The sequence below is a fragment of the Paenibacillus sp. IHBB 3054 genome (genome assembly GCF_051594305.1).
Taxonomy (GTDB): Bacteria; Bacillota; Bacilli; order Paenibacillales; family Paenibacillaceae; genus Paenibacillus_AQ.
This window is the reverse complement of sequence record NZ_JBOFBG010000013.1, coordinates 13001-30749: the sequence shown is the minus strand read 5'-3', so window position 1 is coordinate 30749 and position 17749 is coordinate 13001. Positions and strand designations below refer to the sequence as shown.

Here is a 17749-nt window from a genome sequence, read left to right as displayed (position 1 = left end):
CCGCTAAGCAGTCTGCTGAACAAACTGCTTAGCGGGGTTGATAAAGATGCTATCAGCTATTGGCATCAACTGTTGGCATCAATATACTTTTTGATTTCTCCAAGATATTCACCGATAACGGGTACATCAAGAAACAGGCTGAGAATGTAACCCAGTAAGCCGAGTATCACGAATGTACCGAGTGAAAGCCCGAGACCCCTGGATATCCCGGCCATAAGATTCGTAATAATCCGCTTTTTGGGATCCGTATAATTCTCAAGGATATCCTTGAATTCGGATTTTTCCAGTGAATCGGCAATTTTGTCGAGCCTTGCGTTCAGCCGTTTGACTTCATGCCGCAATTCAAAGGGATGCTCTTCGACTTCGTAGGTTTTGGTCTTGCTGCCTGCATCTCCCATAAGGCGTCCCTGCTTTCTTTAGCCGTATAAGGGCTTTGATAAAAATGCAGCTTCATTCGCTAGAAGAAGCTGCATTCCTCATAACAACAGCCAGCTGCGGTGAGCTGGCTGTTCTCAAATTTAGATCAAGCCGTGAATCACCGTAGTTTAGTAAGAAGACTTGTAAGACGCTTTTACTTCCTCTTTGGCATCCTTGGCTTCATCGGCGACCTCTTTAGAGGATGCTTTGGCCTCATCGGCTACATTCTTAGCTTCCTCTGCTACCTCTTTAGACGCATCTTTTACGTCAGAAGCAACATTTTCGGAGACTTCACTGATGGAATCGCCCAGTTTTTTGCCTGTTTCCGCCAAAGTGGCAGCAATTTGCTGTTTGCTGTCACTTACAGTAGTGAAGATGTCGGAGGCTTTGGCCGATACGGTGCTTGCGAGATCGGTCGCTTTTTCCCCAACCGTAGTCGCAATTGTTTTAGTCTTGTCCGTTACGACACCTGCAACCTCTTTGGTTTTGTCTGTAGCCAGCGTAAGCTTATCAGACAAGTCACTGCGCATTTCACGGCCGGGCTTAGGGGCGAACAACAGGGCAGCGGCAGCGCCGAGCAAACCACCAATAAAGATTCCTTTGAAAAAAGTGCTTCCGCTTTCTACCGGATGTTCCGTTTCTGCTTTATTCATGATTAATCACTCCTCATTAGATTATGGTATTCCGAAATTAGGCGGCTGCCGTCATTCGAATTCAGGATAGCCTGAAGTATCTTACTTCGTATATAAACGTTGGCGTATAAGCTGAAACAGCAGACAAGCATGGAGAAGAATGGGAGAGACTAGAGCAGGATACGTGAACAAAGGGAGATTTTCCTATAAAAAACAACGAAATATGGAGCTTTACAAATATCCTCATGCGGAAATACGAAAGTTCACACTTGATAGTAAATTGTGAGGTCTTTCCTATAGTCCTGCTTCTTTCGGAGTAATCATTAATGATTGACCGGGAAAGGAACAGGGTAAGAAATACTTAATTAAAGCGCCTATAACAATTTAAATCGAAGAGCGGTTTCGACCCGTTAAGCATGGAGAAGGTTCCAACATCTTTGGAGGTGCATGGATATGATAAAAGTAGTTACGTCAGCAGAAAGACATACTTCGAATAGAGAATGGATTCACAGTGAGTTCAGTTTTTCCTTTGCCGATTATGATGATCCCAGCAATGCACACTTTGGTGCGCTGCTCGCACACAATGACAATGAGCTGAAACCGGGACAAGGGATGCATGAGCATCCGCATCATGATCTGGAGATTATCACCTATGTCGTTTCCGGGGTACTGAAGCATCAGGATGACCTCGGCAATCACGCGGATATTCAGGCAGGTACGGTTCAGGTCATGAGTGCGGGAACCGGGGTTAATCATTCGGAGACCAATCCTTCGGAGAGCGACAATGTGCGGTTTCTGCAAATCTGGCTGCTTCCTAGCACACCGGGGCTTGCGCCGAAATGGGATGCAAAGTTTTTCCCGCGTGAGTTCAAGAGCAACACGCTGCTGCCAGTCGTTTCGGGGAGTGGTGAGGAAGGCACATTGAAGGTGGGCGAGGATGCAACTGTCTATCTATCGGTGCTGGACACGAACAGGGAGCTTCATTATGCGCAAAAAGAAGACAGGCGGACGCACATCTTCCTTATTTCCGGGGATGTAGAGATTTCTTGCTCAGATGGCACTTTTCAGCTGAAACCAGGCGATGCCGCACGTATCCGCAAGGGTTGTGACTTGACGATCAAAAGCATTGGCAGTGAGGGCGAAGCGGAACTCATACTGATTGATTTGCCGTAAGCGTTAAATCTTGCCCGTTGCATTGTACTTGTAAGCATAATAAATCCTAAAGGAGCTCCTTGCCTGACGGCCATCCGCGCGGATGGAATCGTAGGCAAGGAGCTCCTGTGCATGACAGGTTATTTGATTTATTTCTTACGCAGGCGTCCAAGCTCGGAGACAAGCGCCTCCACCTGCGAGATGCTGAGCCGGTCGCTGCTCATGGCAACTTCATAAATATCAAGAATATCCTCATAGTTGTTCACCGAGAAAGCAGAAGCCTGCATGGCTGCGGCGCTGGCCATCTTCAGCTTGCTCTTGATGCCCTCGATCATATATTCCACATTTTCCTGGCTGGGCTGCGATAAATCCATGGGGTTAAACAGTCCTCTCTGTGTTTGGATTCAAATATTCTATCATGATTGGGGAAGGAAACACCATTTTTTTGTTGGCTTCCTCTAAATCATGTTAAATTAAAAGAAATAAACGAAGGTTTCTATATAAGATGAACTAAAGAACTACCTAGAGGCAAAAGCAGCGGAGGGGAAGTTTGGAACTGTAGGAGCGATAGCGACCGCCTTTGTCTACAGATTTCAACCGCAAATAGCGGTATAAATCAAGAAATCTGTGGACAACAGCGGCCGGAAGTCCAAACATTCACCGCAGTTGCGTTCTATGCCGGCTCGGTAAATCTAAAGTTCAACTTATATAGAACAGGAGGGAGTCAGGGAATTGGCGATCAGGGAGCAGGAGAGCAGAAAACGGGTAAAAAAAGACGCGGCCGGGCTGATTACCTTCTTCCAAAGCATTGCGGATCATCACTCGGCAGAGCAGGTCACATTCTTGTGCATCGGTACCGACCGCTCCACAGGGGATGCCCTTGGGCCGCTGACCGGAAGCAGACTGGTGGAGCATGGCTTCCCGAATGTTGTTGGCACGCTTCCATCGCCTTGCGATGCGGATACTCTCGTTAACCGGATATCAGGGATTCCCGCCGGGCAGATAATTATTGCCATTGATGCTTGTCTTGGACCGCCGGCGGTACTGGGCTGTTATTTTGCAGCCAATGAGCCGCTGCGGCCAGCGCAGTCGGTCGGTGTGAGTCTGCCAGCAGTCGGGCATTATAGTCTTGCGGCAATTGTCGATATTAACGGGCCCCGCCCTTACCGGACCCTGCAGACGACGCCGTTGCACAGGGTAATGGTAATGGCTGGAGAGATTGCCGCAGCTGCGGCACAAGGTTTTGGGTTGAAATAGAGGAGACAAGTTTCAAGACGGGCGGTTCTGCTTAAATAATTAAGACAAGCAAATGGTATTCCATTTAATTGCAGACTCATCCGTATACCTTGTATAGCAACTACATAGAAAGAAGGAATCAGCCCATGGAAAATGTTCGATGCGATGGAACCAATATTTGTTACAGTGATCAAGGCGAAGGCGACGTTATCGTACTGCTGCACGGCTTTTGCGGAAGCTCCGGATATTGGGAGCAGGTCATCCCTTATCTGAGCGGAAGCTACCGGGTGATCGCACCGGATTTGCGCGGCCACGGAGTTTCGGATGCTCCGCTCGGAGCGTACAGCATCGATCAGATGGCCGATGATGTTCTTTCCCTGTTGAATGCGCTGGAAATCCCTGAATGTTACTTGCTGGGTCATTCGCTTGGCGGCTATATAACGCTGTCCTTCGCCCAGCGGCATGCCTCACGTTTGAAGGGATTCGGACTGATTCACTCCACGGGTTATCCTGACAGTGAAGAAGCCAGGGAGAAACGCCTGAAAAGTGTCAGTACGATCCAGAACGATGGAATTACTACGTTTGTGGACGGACTGGTGCCTGGACTCTTCGCTCCTGCTGCAGCACCGCAGCTGTTGCAGCGGGCGAAGGAAATCGGCTATAGAACACCTCCGCAAGGCGCGGCCGGTGCCGCACTGGCCATGCGTGAGCGCCCTGACCGCCGTGATGTCATTTCGGCTACCGCACTGCCGGTGTTGCTCGTTGCCGGCGCGGAAGACGGTTTGATTCCTGCCGAGTGGACCTTCACTTCCGATAAGCCGAATGTAACCAAGGCGACGATTTCCGGAGCAGGCCACATGAGTATGTATGAAGCGCCGGAACGTTTATCGGAAATCATTAAAGACTTCGTGCTTGCGCAAGTTAAGAAATAACCGATACTTGAGATCTCATAAATAACGGGTGAAGAAAACACTTCACTTACATAAAAAGGCAGCATCCGTCTATTGACGCGGTGCTGCCTTTTTATAAAACTCTCTTTCACGCTGGAAATGTTTAATTGAACTTGCGGATTGCAGGAACACATAGAACAAGAGCGATACAGGCCATGCCAAGTCCGGAGAAAATGGCAATCGTAGCTACACCGCCTATAAGATCGGCGAGCCAGCCTACAAGGATGTAGCCGACGGGCAGCAAGGCGAAGGAGCCGAATAGATCAAGACTGGCTACACGTCCGAAAGCTTCTTGCGGAACGAGCTCCTGCAGGCTGATCTCCCAGATGAGGATGAAGACCATGAGGCCGAATCCCTCCAGGGCGAACAAGGCAATAGCTGCCGCAGGGCTAGTAACAAACGGCAGGATAAGCAACGCGAGGCCGCCTAGAAATGCTCCTCCGTAGGCGATGATGCCGCGGTGTTTCCATCTCTGCTTCATGCCGATGATCAGTCCGCCCAGAATGGCTCCGACACCGGAGAAAGTACCGGCAAGCCCGTATACATATGGCTCCCAGCCATGATGAACTTTGAAAAGCCATGGCACAAGGATGCTGGTGACGCCGGCGTAACAAATATTGATGAAGCAGAAGGCGAGGATGGTAATCCATAGCCAGGGGTTGCTGCGCAATACAGCAACGCCTTCTTTGAAATCCTCTTTCCAGTCGTTATGAGGAGAGGCTGCCGCAGCTGCGGCGGTTTCAAGTGCCTGAGGTGACGAGGCTGCGGACACTGCAGCCTGTGTTCTGGGCATCAGCGCTTTGCGCAAATAGATGAGACAGACCAGGGAGAACAGGTAAGTAAAGGCGTCGAGCCCAAAACCGACCCCAGCCGAGAGATAGGTGATTAGCAGTCCTCCGAGTGAAGGGCCGATTAAACGAACCATCTGTATAGTCATTTGCGACAGTGAGTTGGCGGCAACCCGGATTTCCGGAGTGAACACCGAGGCCTGGACTGCAGCGTAGGCGGGACGGAACAGACCGTCAAACAGACCGTAAGCACCTACAAATATACAGAGCAGCGGAACGGTCAATAGACCGGTCAAAGCCAGCAGGGCTGTGATGATCATGACGGCAAAGCGGGCGATATCGGCAATCATCATAATCCTGACCCGGTCGTAGCGGTCTACAATATGCCCGGAAATCGGCAGCATGATCACATTGGGCAGCATATAAATTGCCATTACGAAGCCCATGGTTGTTGTTGATCCAGTCAGGGAGTAGACCATAACCGGGAGTATGACCATGGTCACCGAGCTGCCCAGGACGGAAATCAAATTTCCCAGCCATAAAAAAGGGAAAGTCCGTGATTTGGCAAAGGGTTCGGCAAATCGGCGCAGCGGATTGTTTTTGGTATGTTCGGGTGCAGCAGTAGGGATCATCTAGGGACCATCCTCCGGTTCTATAAGGGAATCTGTATGCAGGCGGCCGATAATGACATCGATACCGTATTCCTCTCCATGGGTGACTTTCGATTCCCAGGCGGAAATGAACTTCATCATCTCCTGCTGGAAAGCCTTCAGCTCAGCGGGGGACAAGGATAGTCTTGTAACGAAATGCTCCACTGTATCCTCTTTGCGGAATTGGAAGCCGCTGAAGTTCTCGGAGCGAAAGAAGGTAGCTTTGGAGCGGTAAAATTTCTGGATAATGCCTCCGGCTGTTTCCGTACGGACAAGCTCCAGCAGTCCGCCATCGAACAGCTTGATGATATGGTAGTGAATATTGCCGGGTGTCTTGTGCAGCTTGTCGGCAACCTGCTTGGAGGTTAGCGGTTCATCTGCCAGCGCATGCATAATCTTGATTCGCAGCGCACTTTCCAGCAGCTTGTTCTGCTCTGGTGTAACCTGCAGAGGTTGGATAGGGTCTGCTTCCTGCTGCTGTTCCTGATCTTTGTCCCGGTCTTGACGAACTGGCAGTTGTTCCACGCAGTTCTCCGTTTCCGGCTGACTATGCCCGGTATTGTCTTCATTCATGTCTATTCCTCCTACCCGTGCAATCTCAATTTCTCTGCAATCCATTCAATGCTCTTCATTCTGTATTTTAGATTGATCTGGAATCCAGATCAGTAAGACCAGTGAGGTTATTATAGGGTAGCCTTTGTTTTTTTGTCAAGGAATTCCAAGGCATGGTACGGAGTGGTGGCACGGAGCGGTGGAATGGTTTAAGATTGTTTTAAAATAACTGCAATCATCATTGGTTTAACTTGCTGAGGAATCGTGGCAGGATAGTATTGGAGAGGGGTGTGCAGGATGTTCCGAAGAGATTATATCGTCCGGATGATCGAGGATATGTCGGCAATGGTTGCCAAGGTGCTCACATTGAAGCAGGAGAAGAAGACCACAGAGGCATTATGGGAAGTGGATGAGCTGCTGAACCGGCATTTTCGCCTGAACTCCCGCCTTTTAAACTCATTGTCTGTAGAGGATATTATAGATATGTTTCGCCTGGGCGGCGTAATTGAGTCCGACAAGCTTCAAGGCGTGGCGCGGCTATTAAAAGAAGAAGGCGGCATCTACAGTGCCGGCGGCAATAAGGATGCTGTATTGTTCAGGTTTATACGGTCGCTGCATCTGTTTTTGTACGCCGATCAATACGGTGCTGATCGGGAGCTGCTGCAGATGACGAAGGAAATAGATGAACTTTTACAGGAAACCGAAGGTTATCTTCTTCCGGTGAAGACAGAACGGCTGCTTCTGCCCTATATGGAATCAATAGGACGTTACGGCAAGGCTGAGGACAGTCTGTACAGATTGTGGGAACAGGGAATAGATGTTGCAGCTGAGGGAGGAGAGCTGTACAGCCGGTTGCTGCTGCTGCCACCTGAAGCTTTGGAGCTTGGTGATCTTCCACTGGCAGAGGTTAGGCAAGGGCAGGAGGAGTGGAATAAACTTACCGCTGAAGCGGCAAAGGAGATGAAACCTTCGTGAATACCCCTCTATTTATTGTAGACGCTTTTGCGGACAAGGCGTTCACCGGAAACCCTGCAGCCGTCTGCCTGCTGGAAAATCCCGCAGATGAGGCCTTCATGGCCAAAACGGCTGCGGAAATGAATCTGTCCGAAACGGCGTTTCTGTGGCCGGAGCAGGAAGGGTACCGTCTGCGCTGGTTTACGCCTGCGGTGGAGGTGAATCTGTGCGGTCATGCCACTTTGGCCAGTGCGCATGTCCTATGGGAAACCGGGCGGCTGGGTTCTCACGAAGAAGCGAGATTCCACACGCGCAGCGGGTTGCTGCGGGCATCGAAATCAGAAGAGCTGATTTCACTCTATTTTCCTCCATATGAAATTACAGCTTCACCTCCGATAGCCGGGCTGGCGGCAGCGCTGGGTATTGAGGAGGCACATGTGCTGGAAACCGTGCGGTATGCCGACAACGTGCTGGTGCGTCTGGATCATGAGACAAGGGTGCGGGGGCTCTGCCCGGATTTTGTCCAGGTGGCCAAGCTCCAGCCGAGGGCTGTCGCGGTTACGGCAGAATGCGCTGCGGATGGCATTGATTTTGTATCGCGTTTTTTTGCCCCGGGCATTGGTGTCAATGAAGATCCCGTTACCGGCTCGCTGCATACCGCCCTGGCTCCCTATTGGGCGGGACGGTTAAACCGCACACAATTGACTGCATATCAGGCTTCAGCGCGTGGCGGGATGCTGCAGCTTGAAGTGAGTCAGGATCTCGTGACTTTATCGGGCCGGGCCGTGACCATGGTTAGCGGACAGTTTCATGTACCTGCCGGAGGAGTTGGCGAGCTACTATGATATCGTATAGCAGGACATGCTATAATGTAGTGATATTCAGGAGAGCCTGCTCTCCATTTTGATTGCGAAAGTGAGATGTACCCTGTGGAATCTTTGAAAACTCTGATTGATCAAGTGATAAATGGCCGTACCCTGATTACGGCAACCTTAAGCCAACTGCGCAGCAAAGGCGAAGTTGCATACAGCAAGGTGCAGATTAAACCTGTTGAGCTAAAAGGCAAGCTGCATTATCAGTTTGCCTATACCATCGGCCCCAAAGTGGAACACCGCAATATTCCGGCAGACACTGCTGCGGAAGAAATGATGTCACTATTGAGAGCTACCTTCCGGCAAGCGCTGATCTGCACTGTGGAAGCTGATTACCAGGTGCTGATCAGTAAAAAATACAAGGTTTCTATTCTTACCAAATCGGCCAGCAAGCAGGAGGCGCCAGACTTGGCCCACAACCGCCGCAAACGTTATGTACTGGACGAGGGAGAGCCAGTCCCGTTCCTGGTGGAGCTTGGAATTATGAACAGCGAAGGCAAGGTGCTGGCCAAAAAATACGACAAGTTCCGCCAGATCAACCGCTTCCTGGAGATGGTTGAGGATGTGCTGGGTGATCTACCAACCGGCCGGCCGCTGACGATTGTTGATTTTGGCTGCGGCAAATCCTATTTGACGTTTGCGCTGTATCATTATTTGGCTGTCCGCGAGCGGCGGGAGCTGAATATTGTCGGACTTGACCTGAAAGCCGATGTCATCGAACATTGCGGAGCGCTGGCGTCGAGGCTGGGTTACGATAAACTGCATTTCCTGGTCGGTGATATAGCCGATTACAACGAGCTGGACCAAGTGGACATGGTTGTGACACTGCATGCCTGCGATACGGCAACGGATGCTGCACTGGAAAAAGCGGTACGCTGGGGCGCATCGGTTATTCTCTCGGTGCCTTGCTGCCAGCATGAGCTATTTGGGCAGGTGGAGAACGAGGTGCTCAGCCCGCTGCTCTCGCACGGAATTCTGAAGGAACGTTTCTCTGCACTCGCCACTGATGCCATCCGGGCGAAGCTGCTTGATTTGATGGGTTACCGCAGCCAGCTGCTGGAGTTCATCGACATGGAGCATACGCCGAAGAACATCCTGATCCGGGCCGTCAAAAGCACAAGCGGCGACAATGCCGTCAAATGGCGCGAATACAGCGCATTCCGTGATTTCTTGGGTGCCAAGCCGTACCTTGAACGCGTCTGCGCCGACCTGCTGCCTGCGGAAGCTCTTGCGCAGGGATAAACCGGGCATTAAGAGCTGTATTCAGCTGAAGCCTGCCAATAGGCAAATCGGAAGAATCTGAGCTGCTGACCGAATGGCATATGTCTGAAATCAATACACTGCGGTGATACCAAATGGTATCACCGTAATGCTTTCATTGCAGAATCTGCAATAGAATGAGCTGAAATTGCCCCGAAATGGCAATCTGTTGCACTTTCTACACTGGAATCCGGTAAATGTTGCGGATATGGCGAGATTCTGCTCTTTTGACTGCAGAAACTGCAATAGAATCTGATTCCGTTCACGCAATTACAAATACTAATGTACGAAATACAATCACCAAGGAATTTGGCTACTGCGTGTACGGCAACTGCCGAACGGCTAACCTCCGTGAATAGAGGATTGAAAGTAGAGTGCTGATTTGTTGCAGCGCCGCAAGGCTTACCCAACTCAGTCAAGCCCTTAATATCCTGCCGGGAGTCAGACAGTGAGTGGAAAGATCCACTGTCAAAAGGGAATAGTCCAGACCATCAGTTAGATTCAAGACCCTAGCCTAAAGACTTTTTGCTGAACATTCATCCCATATGTTCTAAACGTCATTAACGGCATTAACATCATCCCGGGATTAACACCATTAACGTCATAACGTGATTAACGATACTAACGCGATAAATAAGCAGGACGGTGAGTCTCCATGTGGAGTCAGCCGTCCTGTTTTGTGTTTTCCTTTTGGTTCAGGACAAATCTGGAAAGACTAAAGAGAACTTGAATTCTACGGAGGAAGTTGAAATGCATAGTGGCATGGCTGAGCGGCGTTTGTTGGCGGCAATGGTATTTGTTGGTGCAGGTTTGGTGCTGGCTGCTGTTACGGCAGGTGTGTTGCTGCGCGGGTTATTCTTTGCCGGGGAAATGTATCCGTTTCTGACGGTATGGTATCTCATATGTGCTGTATTCCTCGGGTTATGGCTGGTTGCAGAGGGTCTGCGCGGGCCTTCAGCCAGCCTGCTTAGCATTTACGGGAATCGCAGAGCCAATAGAAGTGCAGCAGCACTGCTGTTGATCTGTCCGCTTGCCATCCTTGCGCTCTACGGTATTCACTGGCACCGAGGACCTTTATCAGCCCAGGGGAATCTGAATGAGCTGTTGCGCTGGGGCCTGTACGCCAGCTTTGCTTTTTGCGCTTATTATTGTGCAGGCCATCGTTGGGGAGCCCGTTTTCTTAGCGTAGTGTGGAGCTTGCTAGGTATGCTTATTAGTATAAGTGCCTTGTTAGCCGTCTGTGGAGCGCTGAATCTTCCTTTTGCTATAGCTTACAGTACATCACCCGAGGTCAGTGCTACAGGTGCCCGACTGGGGGGATTGCTAGAGTATCCTAACGCTTTCGGTGCAGTAATGGCTGTTTTTTTGCTGGAGCGTCTGTTTGCGCTCTCTGTCTGCCGGGATGCAGCGGAAACGGACAAGAAGCGCGGGAAAGTGCAAGGGCAGGATGACGGCAGTGAGGCGCCAGTGCTCCCTAAGGAAGCCTATTCGGGCTTGGGAAACAAGCAAGAGGGGCGGGAGAAGCGGCGTGAGGCAGAGGATGGAGGAGTCAGATCCAGTCGCGGCATGGTCTATGGAGAAGTGGAGGGGGAGAAGTGGCGTGAAGCAGAGGATGGAGGAGTCAGATCCAGTCGCGGCATGGTCTATGGAGAAGTGGTGCGGGAGGAACGGCATGTAGTTGAGGATGCGAGAACAAGATACTGGTTAGGTAGAGCCTACACGGAAGTGGAACGGGAGCAGTGGCGTGAATCAGAGGAGGGGAGAATCAGATCCAGTCGTGGCAGGGCTTACGGAGAAGTTGAGCAGGAGAAGTGGCGTGAAGCAGATGAGCAGACGCTGGCGCGTACAGTAGCTTTTGCGGAGCAAGAACACGGTGAGCCTGCTGCAATAAGCCACGCGAAGCTGCTGCTGCGCATGCTGCCGCTGTTTCCGTACGCCGCCGCGCTGCTGCTCAGCGAGTCGCGCGGCGCTTGGCTTGCTGCGGCTGGCGCCAGCGCCGCCGTCCTGCTCTGGAAGCGGCGGCTCCTCGCGCCGCTTCTTGCCGCCGGCGCCGCGCCTCTGGCTGCCGCGGCGCTGCTCTACCGCCAGCTGGCCCGTGCCGGGCTGGCGGTAGAGCCTTTACCCGGCCTGCTGCTGCTGGCCGGACTCTGGGCCGGCGCGCTGCTGGCCGGCCTGTGGCTGTACCGCCGCAGCACCAGCGCGGCGGGTGGGGTCCGCGCCGCCATGCTGGTGCTGGCGGCGGCAGGCTGGACGGCGGCGGGCACCGCCGTCCTTGTCCAGGTAAGCGAGCGGATCACCGGACCGTCTATGACGGTCGCCGCGCGCGGACTTTATTACCGCGATGCCTGGAAGCTCGCGGTGGAAGCGCCCTGGCTGGGGCGCGGGGGGGAGACTTGGCGGTACTCGTACCTCGCCGCCCAGTCCCGTCCCTATGTAGGCAGCCAGGTGCATAGCGGTTATCTCGACTTCCTGCTGAATCTGGGAATTGTCGGCCTGGCAGCAGTCCTGCTTCTGCTGCTGGCGGCAGGATGGGTGGTAGGAGCAGCCGCTCCAAGGCTGCTCCCGTCACTGCTGGTCATCGTCTTGCATGGGGCGGTTGATTTTGACTGGAGTTATGGGCTTACTTGGCTGCTGCTGTTTCTGCTGCCGGCGCTCGCGTTTGCTGAGGTCCGGCAGGAGACGGATAACTCGTCCGGCACTACTGCAGTCAAGGCCGCTCCAGGAATAGCTGTTATCCCTTCGACAGACCGCATTCCGTCAAATGCCGCAGTCAATGAGTGTGTAACGGTATCCGAATCTGGAACAATGGCATCTTTCTCTGCGGTCACCACCGGACCGGATGCATCCATTCAAGCACTAGACTTTCTTCCTGCTGCTGCCCATGCCAACAGTCCCGGTACTAAGCGTTTTCCTCGCTTGTTGAGCAGAGCTCAGCGGCTCGGCTTGCGGCTCTGCCACTTCGTTTTGAAACGAAGGGTAAGGGCTGCTACTGCTGTGGTCTGCACCGGGTGCCTTTGCTTGGCGCTAAGTCTGCTATCCTTTCAGCTAATGAAGGGTGCCGAATTGTATAGGGTGGCTGCCCGTGAACCAGACCCTGCAGGGAGAATTGCGCTGCTCCGGCAATCGCTGGAATGGAATCCCCGTGAGCCCCGGGCAGTTGTTAGTCTATCAAGGCTGCTCCCGGACCGGGAGGCAAAGGATCTGCTGACCGGAAGCTTGGCCTACGCGCCAGAAGACGCTGCGGTGCAATGGGAAATAGCGGAGAGGTCGATGAACGGGAGTAATCCGGGAGAGGCACTGCACTGGATACGCAGAAGTTTGAAGGCGGATGTCTATAATACCGCCAAAAGGGTAAAAGCGATTGATGGAATGCTCGACATGAGTCAGCGCAGGTTGATAACGGGGGATAGGGCGGGAGGGACTGCCAGTGCGGCTGCGGGTCTCGATCTGCTGCATCAGTTCCGCCTGCAGGCGGACAGCGAGTGCCGCAAAGGACAACAGCACAATGACCGGTGGTTTGGATTCACAGCAGAAGCCGAAGCATTGGAGCTTCGGCTCAGAAAGGTTTTGGCTGCGGCATACAGCCCGGTAGCAGAAGAACGCCGTGTTAGCGTACAGACGCCAACAGCGGCGATTGATCAGCAGGTAGCAGAAAAGTACGTCTGTCGCTCCAAATTACTGCAAGCAGCTACACTATATGGAATGCAGCCGGCAGGCCTACTCTCATGCCTTCATCCGCTGAGAGGTGAACCAGGAGTAGACGTACGGGATGATGGTCGCGATCAGCAAGGCCGCGATAATCATACTGATGGACAGGATTTTTGGCATAAATGCGCCAAGTGCAATCAGCAGCCCGCCCAGCATCCACATGAACCCTGAGAAACGGTGAGTTTTTCGCCATACCTCCGGACTGGCCAGCGTCCATGGGGTGCGGATGCCGGTGAAATAGTTATCTTTAACTTGCGGCATGTAATTTCCAATAACAATGAACAGCAGGCCAACTGCTACCATAGTTAATTTGCTGACAGGAATATTTTGATCAAGACTGCTGGCTACGGTTAGGACAAGTATAGTATCGGCGAGCACCGCGATAGCCAGGCGGGTCATTTTATAAGCACCTTCGAATTTCCGGTAATTCTCTTTCTTGGGATCGATATTCCGTATGAACTGCATTCCAATGGGAAATGCCAGGCCCATGAATGCCAGCAGTGCAATCGCCGGCCCTTTGCTCCCATACCGGTTAACCTCTCCAGTAATGCCGAACTGGAGAGGGAGCTGATCAGGCAGTTTGCCATAATTAATGAGCGCAAAACCAAGAGAAAGAAGCCCCAAAATGACTATTAGTGTGTCCTGCCACTTCCATTTGAAATTTTTCATCTTTACTCAACCTCCGAGTTAGAATGGTTGTGTTGCATTTTGCCGTCTTCTGCAGATATATGATCTGGTGCACTTCCTTTTCCCGTGCCGGTCAATTCCAGGAACCATCCAAGCACCTCTTCAAGCACAGTGGTATCCAGTGAATAAAGAATGAACTGTCCCTTCCGTTCATCCTGCACCAGACCGGCATGCTTCAGTGCGCTGAGATGATGCGAAATGCTTGGTTTTGACATCTGAAAATAATCGGCGATTTCTCCGGCAGTACGGTCTTTTTCCCGCAGTAGCCGGATGATCTGCCGCCGGGTAGGGTCGGCCAGCGCTTTGAAGGATTCATTCATTTTCGATCCGACCTTTCGATATTTAAATAATTATCTAAATATATAATTGCACTCATTTCATAAATTGTCAATCTGTTGAATGCCATAGATTCCATCTTCGTAAGTAGAAGTCGTAAGGCCGCATATGCTAGAATAGGCTAGAAGAAGCTGGATACATAGAGCGGAAGCGTTGTTCGTCTGAGCCTGAAGGGCGCTAAGCCTAATTCCGCAAATACGGGAGGAGGAGCTGCATTGCATTTTTTTTCTGATCTGGTCTCGCAGTTGTTTGAGTGGATTCAGAGTCTTGGGTATTTCGGGATTATGATCGGACTCATGATTGAAGTAATACCGAGTGAGATTGTGCTTGCTTTTGGCGGATACTTGGTTTCGCAAGGGCAGATTAACTTTTTTGGCGCAGTTCTTTTTGGAACGGTGGGTGGGGTCATTGCCCAGATCTTTGTGTATTGGATCGGCCGTTATGGCGGCAGACCTGTGCTGGAGAAATACGGAAAGTATATTTTTATCAAGAAGAAGCATATTGATCATTCCGAAGAATGGTTCAACAAGTACGGTACCGGTGTTATTTTTACGGCCCGCTTCATTCCGATTGTCCGCCATGCCATTTCCGTGCCGGCAGGGATATCACGTATGCCGTTAGGCAAATTCACTCTGCTGACCACACTCGCGGTTATTCCGTGGAGCGCACTGTTTGTCTACCTGGGCTACACTCTGGGTGACAAATGGGAAACGATTGACGAGGTTGCGGCCAAGTACACCCATGAGCTGATTCTCGTTGCAATAGCCATTATCGTTATATATTTTCTGTTCAAGTGGTACAAATCCAAGAAGAAAGGTAGTGCAGTATGAAGCAGAATGTAGCCCATAAATTTGGTCAAGGTCTTACTCCGCGCCAGTTCGTGGAAGGGATGACGAAGAATCAGCAGGCATTTGAGTCCTGGTATGAGAAGTTTGCCTGGGATAACGAAAGCGACCGGGAATACTTTGAGAGTCTGAACCATCGCGATGATCTGCGGGTGCTGATCTTGGCTGCCGATTGGTGCGGTGACGTAGTACGCAATGTGCCGGTTGTATTTCGCATTCTTGAGACAGCGGGGATTAAGACTGAAGTGCTGATTCTGGAAGAGAATCAGGATGTCATGGATGATTTCCTGACGATGGGCGGCAGATCGGTGCCGATTGTCATCTTTGCCGATACTGGAGGTTATGTGCTGGGTCATTGGGGCCCACGTCCGGAGCATGTGCAGTCTCTGATGGCTGCATTCAAACAGGAGAATCCCGACCGCGAAGCCGCGGATTACGAGAGCAAGATTGCCGAAGTACGCAAGGCGATGGGACAAGCCTACGGGGAAGGAACGGAATCGCACGCAGTTATCGCGGGAGAGCTGCGCAGCCTGATCTCCGGCTTTTAAATTATGCTTAATATACGTTCCTATAATCTAGGGCCGCTCCAGACCAATGCGTATTTGTTAACCGGGGCAGATCCCGGGCGTGGCATCATCATCGATCCCGGCATGAACCCCGCCGGTCTTGTGCGGGCTATAGAAGGCATGGAGATTGAAGCGATTTTGCTGACACATGCCCATTTCGATCATATCGGTGGCGTAGATGAAATACGCAAAGCCAAGAAATGTCCTGTCTATGTTCATCCCCTGGAGAGTGAATGGCTGAGCAGTCCCAAGCTGAACGGCTCACTGATGTGGCCGGAAGCCTCGCCTCCGATAAGCACAGATCCTGCAGAGTATGATCTGGCAGAAGGACAGATTCTGCAGCTGCTGGGCCTCACCTTCCGGGTGATGCATACCCCCGGGCATTCTCCGGGAAGTGTAAGCTTCCTGTGTGGAAATGATCTGTTCTCCGGGGATGTGCTGTTTAAGCTGGGGGTCGGACGTACCGATCTGCCCGGCGGCAGAGAGCGGGATTTAATTGACTCCATCCGCGGGAAGCTGTACCGGCTGGATGAAGAAGTGAAGGTATATCCGGGACATGGTCCGCGGACAACCATCGGCTTTGAACGTCTCCGCAATCCTTACGTCCCCATGCAGTGACCTTATTCCTTGGGATGCGACATAAACCGGGAAAATAGAGATGGACATAAAGATACAAAGTTGCTACAATAATGTTAATTAAATGTAACATTTACCTCGCGAAGCACGCAGACTGTGGAATAATCCCGGTTTGCGTTCTTTTTTTGTCTACATAATAGGTTGAATTGTATGGGAGGAAGCGGCTTGAAGAACGATATACATTACCAGATGGACGATGGAAAGCCAGATACAGCTAGTGAAATCTTCGCAGTCGGTAAAGGGAAAGAAACGGAGCTGTCTGCTCTTGGCAGAACTCCAGACGGTTTGGAGCGGACTTTATTCTGGCATTTCCCTGGAGGGAAAGGTGCAGTTCAGCCTTGGCGGCGGAGACTTTGGGAGCTGCAAAATAATTTGGATCACGAATGAACGAATTGATATAGCTATTCGTATTACGGTGTGAATGAAGGAAGCATGGAGGGATCAATGAGCGACGTGACGCTGGAGAGAATCAAGCTGGCACAGCAGGGCGATGCTTCGGCGCTTGCGTTACTGCTGCGGGAGCATTACAGCTTTTTGTACAAATACCTAATCAAGGTCACCATGGATCCATTGCTCGCCGAGGAGCTTGCCCAGGATACTATGGTCAGATGCATGGAGAAGATTAGAAGCTACGATGGTTCCTCTTCTTTTTCCTCATGGTTGATCACGATCGCTACCCGTCTATATATCGACCGGAAGCGGAGGTGGAAACGTGAAGCGGAGTGGCGGCGCCAGGAGCAGGGCGTGTTGTCCATCCGCTGGCGGTTTGAGAGCCGGAATATAGAATGGAGCGATCTGCTTGATGCGCTCTCCCGGATTCCCTCACCTCAGCGGATAGCCGTACTGCTGAAGCATTATTACGGTTACAGCTATGAAGAAATCGGTGTGATTCTGCAAGTCCCATCGGGCACAGTCAAATCACGTGTGTCTGCCGGCCTTAACCACCTGCGAAAGGAGCTGAATGAGGATGAAACCTGATGATGAAGAACTGCTGGTCCAGTTGAACGCAGAATTGAATATTTTAGATGCGCAATTTGATGACATTTCGCCGCCATCTATGGTGGTTATGGAAGAACTCATTGCCGCCGAGACCCTCCGCAGGCGCCGTAAGAGCCGCAATGAGCTGCTGCTGTTCTTGTGCTTGGCTCTGATTGTGCTCAGTATCATTCTGACTGCATTGGGATCAGCCCCTGTATTTTATTGGGTACTGCAGGCGGTGTTCCCCCTCGCGGCACTTGGCAGTCTGGGGGTTTCACGGATCAGACTGCGGCGGGAGGATACGGAAGAGTGAGTGAACTGAAGGATGTGCCTTTATGGTTGTGGATTTGCTTAGCTGCCGTGCTGATGCTGCAGGGGACATGGATATTCCGGGATGCACAGAAGAGAGGCGAAGGTGGCATGGCATGGTTCTGGGGAGTCTGGGGTCTTACCGGAATACCCACGCCGGCAGTTTGCTACCTGTTGTTTGTGATTCTGCCAGATAGACGAAGAAGAAAGCGGGATTAATC

The 17749-nt window shown here is 51.6% G+C and carries 20 protein-coding genes and 1 pseudogene; 14 read left to right on the top strand and 7 right to left on the bottom strand.

The genetic code is table 11. The features are described 5' to 3' along the window. Positions 1–65: 65 nt before the first annotated feature. A complete protein-coding gene (locus tag ACQ76X_RS16185; RefSeq protein WP_038596579.1) occupies positions 66–398 on the bottom strand; it encodes a DUF5665 domain-containing protein in 333 nt (110 codons plus the stop codon). Positions 399–545: 147 nt separating this feature from the next. After that, entirely contained in the window at positions 546–1070 is a 525-nt protein-coding gene (locus ACQ76X_RS16180) for a YtxH domain-containing protein (RefSeq protein ID WP_438495010.1), read from the bottom strand. Between the two features lie 432 nt (positions 1071–1502). Here ACQ76X_RS16180 and ACQ76X_RS16175 point away from each other — a divergent pair, with 432 nt between their 5' ends. Beyond that, on the top strand, positions 1503–2222 hold the full coding sequence (locus ACQ76X_RS16175; RefSeq protein WP_038596575.1) for a pirin family protein: 720 nt from the start codon (positions 1503–1505) through the stop codon (positions 2220–2222). Between the two features lie 128 nt (positions 2223–2350). Here ACQ76X_RS16175 and ACQ76X_RS16170 read toward each other — a convergent pair whose 3' ends face one another. After that, positions 2351–2575 (bottom strand): DUF1128 domain-containing protein, encoded by a 225-nt coding sequence (locus ACQ76X_RS16170; protein ID WP_038596573.1) that lies wholly within the window; start codon positions 2573–2575, stop codon positions 2351–2353. A 358-nt stretch (positions 2576–2933) separates the two neighbouring features. On the opposite strand from ACQ76X_RS16170, the gene yyaC reads away from it, so the two are divergent. Together yyaC and ACQ76X_RS16160 are read left to right on the top strand one after the other, a co-directional pair. Next, on the top strand, positions 2934–3458 hold the full coding sequence (gene yyaC / locus ACQ76X_RS16165) for a spore protease YyaC (RefSeq protein WP_438495009.1): 525 nt from the start codon (positions 2934–2936) through the stop codon (positions 3456–3458). A gap of 125 nt (positions 3459–3583) precedes the next feature. Continuing rightward, positions 3584–4369, top strand: coding sequence for an alpha/beta fold hydrolase (locus tag ACQ76X_RS16160; RefSeq protein ID WP_438495008.1), 786 nt, complete (start codon positions 3584–3586; stop codon positions 4367–4369). 121 nt (positions 4370–4490) lie between these two features. Here the strand turns inward: ACQ76X_RS16160 and ACQ76X_RS16155 are convergent, their stop codons facing one another. Beyond that, complete coding sequence (locus ACQ76X_RS16155; RefSeq protein WP_438495007.1) at positions 4491–5807, bottom strand: MFS transporter; 1317 nt, start codon at positions 5805–5807, stop codon at positions 4491–4493. Beyond that, a complete protein-coding gene (locus ACQ76X_RS16150) occupies positions 5808–6398 on the bottom strand; it encodes a helix-turn-helix domain-containing protein (RefSeq protein ID WP_438495006.1) in 591 nt (196 codons plus the stop codon). It abuts the gene before it with no gap. Between the two features lie 276 nt (positions 6399–6674). Between ACQ76X_RS16150 and ACQ76X_RS16145 the strand changes: the two genes are divergently transcribed. The 4 genes from ACQ76X_RS16145 to ACQ76X_RS16130 all read left to right on the top strand — a co-directional run bounded on the left by ACQ76X_RS16145 (position 6675) and on the right by ACQ76X_RS16130 (position 13342). Next, a complete protein-coding gene (locus tag ACQ76X_RS16145; protein ID WP_438495005.1) occupies positions 6675–7352 on the top strand; it encodes a DUF6483 family protein in 678 nt (225 codons plus the stop codon). Continuing rightward, the gene (locus ACQ76X_RS16140; protein WP_438495004.1) at positions 7349–8176 is read left to right on the top strand and encodes a PhzF family phenazine biosynthesis protein; all 828 of its coding nucleotides are present in this window, start codon (positions 7349–7351) and stop codon (positions 8174–8176) included. Before ACQ76X_RS16145 ends, ACQ76X_RS16140 begins: the two co-directional genes overlap by 4 nt. Before the next feature lie 75 nt (positions 8177–8251). Next, positions 8252–9445, top strand: a complete 1194-nt coding sequence (locus tag ACQ76X_RS16135; RefSeq protein ID WP_438495003.1) for a class I SAM-dependent methyltransferase — start codon at positions 8252–8254, stop codon at positions 9443–9445. 768 nt (positions 9446–10213) lie between these two features. Continuing rightward, entirely contained in the window at positions 10214–13342 is a 3129-nt protein-coding gene (locus tag ACQ76X_RS16130; RefSeq protein ID WP_438495002.1) for an O-antigen ligase family protein, read from the top strand. Here the strand turns inward: ACQ76X_RS16130 and ACQ76X_RS16125 are convergent. Next, positions 13277–13840: pseudogene (locus ACQ76X_RS16125) on the bottom strand (SdpI family protein); the annotation flags it as partial. The gene ACQ76X_RS16130 and the pseudogene ACQ76X_RS16125 overlap by 66 nt on opposite strands. A 2-nt stretch (positions 13841–13842) precedes the next feature. Continuing rightward, entirely contained in the window at positions 13843–14178 is a 336-nt protein-coding gene (locus ACQ76X_RS16120) for an autorepressor SdpR family transcription factor (protein WP_438495001.1), read from the bottom strand. 231 nt (positions 14179–14409) lie between these two features. Between ACQ76X_RS16120 and ACQ76X_RS16115 the strand changes: the two genes are divergently transcribed. From ACQ76X_RS16115 to ACQ76X_RS16085, 7 genes are all read left to right on the top strand, one after another. After that, entirely contained in the window at positions 14410–15024 is a 615-nt protein-coding gene (locus ACQ76X_RS16115) for a DedA family protein (RefSeq protein WP_076113346.1), read from the top strand. After that, positions 15021–15587, top strand: a complete 567-nt coding sequence (locus ACQ76X_RS16110; protein ID WP_038596557.1) for a thioredoxin family protein — start codon at positions 15021–15023, stop codon at positions 15585–15587. The genes ACQ76X_RS16115 and ACQ76X_RS16110 overlap by 4 nt, the downstream gene beginning before the upstream one ends. Further along, positions 15588–16223: an MBL fold metallo-hydrolase gene (locus ACQ76X_RS16105; RefSeq protein WP_038596555.1), complete on the top strand. Its 636-nt coding sequence runs from the start codon at positions 15588–15590 to the stop codon at positions 16221–16223. Positions 16224–16406: 183 nt separating this feature from the next. After that, positions 16407–16628, top strand: a complete 222-nt coding sequence (locus tag ACQ76X_RS16100) for a hypothetical protein (RefSeq protein WP_438495000.1) — start codon at positions 16407–16409, stop codon at positions 16626–16628. Positions 16629–16685: 57 nt separating this feature from the next. After that, positions 16686–17219, top strand: coding sequence for an RNA polymerase sigma factor SigY (gene sigY, locus ACQ76X_RS16095; RefSeq protein ID WP_038596550.1), 534 nt, complete (start codon positions 16686–16688; stop codon positions 17217–17219). After that, positions 17209–17532, top strand: a complete 324-nt coding sequence (locus tag ACQ76X_RS16090; RefSeq protein ID WP_438494999.1) for a YxlC family protein — start codon at positions 17209–17211, stop codon at positions 17530–17532. Before sigY ends, ACQ76X_RS16090 begins: the two co-directional genes overlap by 11 nt. Further along, on the top strand, positions 17529–17747 hold the full coding sequence (locus ACQ76X_RS16085; protein WP_076113351.1) for a hypothetical protein: 219 nt from the start codon (positions 17529–17531) through the stop codon (positions 17745–17747). The genes ACQ76X_RS16090 and ACQ76X_RS16085 overlap by 4 nt, the downstream gene beginning before the upstream one ends. Positions 17748–17749 lie beyond the last annotated feature (2 nt).

What these genes read in the sequence shown, in the direction of transcription:
- ACQ76X_RS16090 (WP_438494999.1), top strand. Translation starts at nt 17,209, where the DNA reads ATGAAACCTGATGATGAAGAACTGCTGGTCCAGTTGAACGCAGAATTG.
- ACQ76X_RS16170 (WP_038596573.1), bottom strand. Translation starts at nt 2,575, where the DNA reads ATGGATTTATCGCAGCCCAGCCAGGAAAATGTGGAATATATGATCGAG.
- ACQ76X_RS16130 (WP_438495002.1), top strand. Translation starts at nt 10,214, where the DNA reads ATGCATAGTGGCATGGCTGAGCGGCGTTTGTTGGCGGCAATGGTATTT.
- ACQ76X_RS16160 (WP_438495008.1), top strand. Translation starts at nt 3,584, where the DNA reads ATGGAAAATGTTCGATGCGATGGAACCAATATTTGTTACAGTGATCAA.
- ACQ76X_RS16120 (WP_438495001.1), bottom strand. Translation starts at nt 14,178, where the DNA reads ATGAATGAATCCTTCAAAGCGCTGGCCGACCCTACCCGGCGGCAGATC.
- ACQ76X_RS16180 (WP_438495010.1), bottom strand. Translation starts at nt 1,070, where the DNA reads ATGAATAAAGCAGAAACGGAACATCCGGTAGAAAGCGGAAGCACTTTT.
- ACQ76X_RS16145 (WP_438495005.1), top strand. Translation starts at nt 6,675, where the DNA reads ATGTTCCGAAGAGATTATATCGTCCGGATGATCGAGGATATGTCGGCA.
- ACQ76X_RS16175 (WP_038596575.1), top strand. Translation starts at nt 1,503, where the DNA reads ATGATAAAAGTAGTTACGTCAGCAGAAAGACATACTTCGAATAGAGAA.
- ACQ76X_RS16135 (WP_438495003.1), top strand. Translation starts at nt 8,252, where the DNA reads ATGTACCCTGTGGAATCTTTGAAAACTCTGATTGATCAAGTGATAAAT.
- ACQ76X_RS16185 (WP_038596579.1), bottom strand. Translation starts at nt 398, where the DNA reads ATGGGAGATGCAGGCAGCAAGACCAAAACCTACGAAGTCGAAGAGCAT.
- ACQ76X_RS16150 (WP_438495006.1), bottom strand. Translation starts at nt 6,398, where the DNA reads ATGAATGAAGACAATACCGGGCATAGTCAGCCGGAAACGGAGAACTGC.
- ACQ76X_RS16110 (WP_038596557.1), top strand. Translation starts at nt 15,021, where the DNA reads ATGAAGCAGAATGTAGCCCATAAATTTGGTCAAGGTCTTACTCCGCGC.
- ACQ76X_RS16155 (WP_438495007.1), bottom strand. Translation starts at nt 5,807, where the DNA reads ATGATCCCTACTGCTGCACCCGAACATACCAAAAACAATCCGCTGCGC.
- sigY (WP_038596550.1), top strand. Translation starts at nt 16,686, where the DNA reads ATGAGCGACGTGACGCTGGAGAGAATCAAGCTGGCACAGCAGGGCGAT.